General features: G+C 72.2%; 5 protein-coding genes and 1 tRNA gene. All 6 read left to right on the forward strand.

Annotated features, from left to right (window positions below; genetic code table 11):
• Positions 1–94 precede the first annotated feature (94 nt).
• Positions 95–173, forward strand: a tRNA-Gln gene (locus WMJ97_RS14425).
• A gap of 26 nt (positions 174–199) precedes the next feature.
• Positions 200–1657, forward strand: a complete 1458-nt coding sequence (glmU, locus tag WMJ97_RS14430) for a bifunctional UDP-N-acetylglucosamine diphosphorylase/glucosamine-1-phosphate N-acetyltransferase GlmU (RefSeq protein ID WP_347349705.1) — start codon at positions 200–202, stop codon at positions 1655–1657.
• On the forward strand, positions 1654–2634 hold the full coding sequence (locus WMJ97_RS14435) for a ribose-phosphate diphosphokinase (RefSeq protein ID WP_347349706.1): 981 nt from the start codon (positions 1654–1656) through the stop codon (positions 2632–2634). The genes glmU and WMJ97_RS14435 overlap by 4 nt, the downstream gene beginning before the upstream one ends.
• A gap of 160 nt (positions 2635–2794) precedes the next feature.
• Complete coding sequence (locus WMJ97_RS14440) at positions 2795–3346, forward strand: sigma-70 family RNA polymerase sigma factor (RefSeq protein ID WP_347349707.1); 552 nt, start codon at positions 2795–2797, stop codon at positions 3344–3346.
• Entirely contained in the window at positions 3343–4491 is a 1149-nt protein-coding gene (locus tag WMJ97_RS14445) for a hypothetical protein (protein ID WP_347349708.1), read from the forward strand. Before WMJ97_RS14440 ends, WMJ97_RS14445 begins: the two co-directional genes overlap by 4 nt.
• Positions 4492–4542: 51 nt before the next feature.
• On the forward strand, positions 4543–4800 hold a 258-nt coding region (locus tag WMJ97_RS14450; RefSeq protein ID WP_347349709.1), incomplete at its 3' end, for a hypothetical protein.

Genomic DNA, 4800 nt, shown 5'->3' on the forward strand with positions numbered 1-4800 from the left:
GGGCGTCCGAGGGACAGACGGCGCGCGGTCCGATGGGTCGCGCGGTTCGATCGGGCGTCGGTAGACTCCGAGCCGGTTCCGCGTGCGGAGCCGTTCCCCGGTTGGTCTGCCGGCAGGGCCCGCCTGACTTTGAATCAGGACTAGCGACGTAGGTTCGACTCCTACCCGGGGAGCGGAGAGTCGAGAAGGAGTGGAGTCGATGAGCACACCGTCCGTCAGCGAGCGCGGCGTCGCGGCCGTCGTCGTGTTGGCCGCCGGAGCCGGCACCCGGATGAAGTCGCAGACCTCGAAGCTGCTGCACCGCGTCGCCGGCCGCTCGCTCGTCAGTTGCGCGGTGGACGCCGCCCGCGCCGTCCATCCCGAGCACCTGGTCGTCGTGGTCGGGCACCAGCGCGAGCAGGTCCAGCAACACCTGGCCGAGGTCGCTCCCGACGTGACGATCGCCGTGCAGGCCAGCCCGAACGGCACCGGCGACGCGGTGCGCTCCGGCCTCGTGCCCATCCCCGACGTCGCCGGCGAGGTCGTCGTGACGATGGGCGACGTGCCCATGCTGACCGGCGAGACGCTCGCCGAGCTGGTCGAGACCCACCGCCGGTTCGGCGACGCGGCGACCGTGCTCACGACGGTCCTCGACGACGCCGGCTCGTACGGCCGCATCGTGCGCGACCCCGAGGGCGAGGTCACCGCGATCGTCGAGCGGAAAGACTGCACGCCCGAGCAGGTCGCGATCGGCGAGATCAACGCCGGCATCTACGTGTTCGACGCGCAGGTGCTGCGCGACGGGCTGGCGTCCCTGACGACGGACAACGCGCAGGGCGAGCTGTACCTCACCGACGTCATCAAGTACGCCCGGTCGGTCGGCGGGCACGTGCACCCCCAGGTCCTCAACGACGCCTGGCAGGCGAAGGGCATCAACGACCGCGTCCAGCTGGCCGCGATGGGCCGGGAGGTCAACCGGCGGCTCTGCGAGAAGTGGATGCGGGCGGGCGTCACGATCGTCGACCCGGCCACCACCTGGATCGAAGACTCGGTGAGCATCGACCCCGACGTCACGCTGCTGCCGGGCACGCACCTGCAGGGCGCCACGACGATCAAGTCGTTCGCGACCGTCGGCCCCGACACGACGCTGGTCGACGTCGAGGTGGGCGAGGGGGCGTCCGTGGTGCGCTCGCACTGCGTGCTCGCCGTCATCGGGGAGGACGCCACGGTCGGCCCGTACGCCGTGCTGCGGCCCGGCACGGAGCTGGGGGGCCGCGTCCGGCTCGGGTCGTTCGTCGAGACGAAGAACGCGCAGGTGGGCGGCGGCGCGAAGATCGCGCACGTCGCGTACCTGGGGGACACGACGATCGGGGAAGGCGCCAGTATCGGCGCGGCGTCCGTGTTCGCGAATTACGATGGCCTTGCCAAGCACACGACGACGGTGGGTGACCACGCGTTCGTGGGGGCGGGCTCGGTGCTCGTCGCGCCGGTGAACATCGGGGCCGGCGCATTCGTGGCGGGCGGCTCCGTCATCACGGAAGATGTGGGCGCCGGGGATCTCGGCGTCTCGGTGGAGAGGCAACGCAACGTGGAGGGCTGGGTCGAGTCCAAACGTCCGGGCACACCGGCCGCCAACGCTGCCAAGGCTGCGAACAATGAGGGAGGCCAAGCCGAGTGAGCGGCATCAAGAGGCCCAATGAGAAGCACCTGATGCTCTGCACCGGGCGCGCATACCCGGAGCTGGCGGAGGAGATCGCGACGCTGCTGCACGTCGACCTCGTGCCGACGAGGTCGCTGACGTATGCGAACTCGGAGATCTACGTCCGGTTCGAGGAGTCGGTGCGCGGCGCGGACGCGTTCGTCATCCAGAGCCACTGCGCGCCCGTGAACGAGTGGCTCATGGAGCAGCTCATCATGGTGGACGCGCTGAAGCGGGCGTCCGCGAAACGCATCACCGTCGTGTCGCCCTTCTACCCGTACGGGCGGCAGGACAAGAAGCACGCCGGCCGCGAGCCCATCTCGGCGCGGCTCGTCGCCGACTTGTACAAGACCGCGGGGGCCGACCGGCTGATGTCGATCGACCTGCACGCGTCGCAGATCCAGGGCTTCTTCGACGGCCCGGTGGATCACCTGATCGCCCTGCCGGTGCTCGCCGACTACGTGGTCAGCAAGTACCCGATCGACGAGATGACGATCGTCTCGCCCGACGCGGGCCGCGTCCGGCTGGCCGACGCGTACTCGGACCGGCTCGGCGCCCCGCTGGCGATCATCCACAAGCGGCGCGACCCGAACAAGGCCAACGAGGTGGCGGTCGGCGAGGTCGTCGGCGACGTCCGCGGCCGGGTGTGCCTGTTGGTGGACGACATGATCGACACGGCCGGCACGATCTGCCTGGCGGCCCAGACGCTGAAAGACAAGGGAGCGAAGGCCGTCATCGCGGCCGCGACGCACCCCGTGCTGTCCGGCCCGGCGGCCGAGCGGCTCAACGCGTCGGCGTTCGAGGAGGTCATCGTGATGAACACCCTCCCGATCGCCGAGGACGTCGAGATCCCGAAGCTCACCCAGCTCTCCGCCGCCCCGCTGCTCGCCGAGGCGATTCAGCAAATCTTCACCGACGGGTCGGTGACGAAGCTCTTCGAGGGCGCGCACGTCTGAGCCCGAGGCGTCCGTGGGGTGCGCTCGCCAGCCGGCGAACGCACCCCACGGCCGTTGGTGGGCCGTCGGACGCCGCCCGCGCCGGCGCGGGACGGTCGCCGGGAGCGGGTTCGGTGAGATCGGGCGACACAGGAGGGCGGCGTCCGGACAGGTACAGGGTGTGGAAGCCGTGACACTCACCCCCGAAGAGCGCTTCAGGTCTGCGTTCGCCGACAACTACGCCGACCTGCTGCGTTTCGCGCAGCGCCGCGTCGACCCGCACCACGCCGAGGATGTCGCCGCCGAGGCGTTCCTCGCCGCGTGGCGCCGGGTCGGCGACCTGCCCGACGACCCCTCCGACGCCCGCGCCTGGCTGTTCGGCATCGTCCGGAACTGCCTGCTGAACGACCGGCGCAGCGCGCGCCGGCGGGACGCGCTGGCCGTCCGGCTCGCGGACGCCTCGGCGTCCGGGCGCCGGTGCGACGCCGACGAGGACTTCCTCGCCCGGCGGGTCGACGTGGCCGCGGCCTGGGCGAGCCTGCCGGACGCCGAGCAGGAGGTGCTGGCGCTGGCCGTGCTCGACGGGCTGACGTCGGCGCAGGCCGGGGCGGTCCTCGGGATCAGCGCTGCGGCCTTCCGCCTTCGCCTCTCCCGCGCCCGGGCCGCGCTGCGCGTCCGGCTCGACGGGGAAGCGGAGCCCACCACCCCCACGATGCAGGAGACCCGACGATGAGCACGCATTTCGATCTTCACGACCCCCTGGACGACGTCGTCCGCAGCCTCGACCCCGCGGACGCCTCCCTCGACGACGACGCCCGCCGCCGCGCGGAGGCCCTCCTCGACCGCATCATCTCCACCCCCTCCGGTGCGGAGGACGGCCGCACCGGGGGCGTCCGTCAGCGGTCGGCGTCCGGAGGGCGGCGCCGCCGGCTGCGGGCGCGCTGGCTGATCCCGGCCGCCGCGGCGGCGGCCGTCGTGACGGTGATCGCCGTGAACGGGGGCGGGCAGACGCCGGCGTACGCGTCCTGGACGCCGAAGCCGGGGCGCGTCGCGTCGCCCGTGCTCGCGAAGACCGCGGACGCCTGCCGCGCGTCGATGGCCGACTGGGAGAAGCAGGGGCCGCAGACCGGGCCGGACCGGCAGGTGGTGCGGGCGGACACCGCGAAGGTGGTCGTGGCCGAACAGCGGGGTGACTACGTGTTCGTCTCGATGGTGTCCGACAGTGGGGCCGAGATCGCGTGCCTGGCGAAGGCCGGGCGTCCCGATCAGATCATGAGCGCGGGGGGCAGCAGCCCGAGCGCGACGACCCCGGCGCCGGCCCCGGTCGCCGCCGACAACGTCGAGCAGCGCGGTGTCGGGCTGTCGAGCGCGGACGAGGGGACGTTCGGGATGACCAGCGGCCGCGTCGGCCGGGACGTCCGCGGGGTGACGATCGTCACCGGCGGCACGGAGGTCGAGGCGACCGTCGCGAACGGCTGGTTCTCGGCGTGGTGGCCGGCGGCGTCCGGGTTCGTGGGCTCGGCGGGCGTGCCCGACGTGACGTACCGCCTGACCCTCGCCGACGGCAGCCGGCGGGACGCGAGCCCCGATCCCGGGCAGAAGAAGCCCGGGCCGGCGGAGATCGGCCGCGTCTCCCGGGGCGGCGGGACCGACGGGCTGGAGACCGTCGACGGCGAGGTGGGCGCGCGGGTGCGGACGGTGGTCGTCCACACCGGCGAACGCGACGTCACCGCGACGCTGTCGGGCGGGACCTTCCACGCGGAGTGGCCCATGCCGACGCGGGCGTCCGGTGAGGTGAAGCCGCTGACCTACACGCTGACCCTCGACGACGGGACCGTCCTGAAGAACGTCAAGCCCGTCAGTGGCTCCGGCTCCTAGGGGCGTTTCTCCCCGTGGTGCGTTTCTACCTGACGTTCTCCACCCTCTGGGGTGGAGAACGTCACACGCCCCAGCGCTGTGGTCCACGAGGTGCCGTCCGGCACGCTGTTGGTCACCCGGAACGCTGCGGGACGCCCGACACGCGACCCGGTGGGCCCGAAATGCGACCCGGGTGGCCCGAAACGCTGCAGGTCTTTCGTCAACGCTGCAGGTGTTCTCGAAACGCCGGGCGACGGCCGGAACGCTGCCGTACGTAAGGCAGCGTTCTCGCCGGAGGCAGGCGTGAACGAAACGCTGCAGGCGTTCCGC

The sequence above is a fragment of the Nigerium sp. genome (assembly GCF_039811905.1).
Classification (GTDB): Bacteria; Actinomycetota; Actinomycetes; order Propionibacteriales; family Propionibacteriaceae; genus Propioniciclava.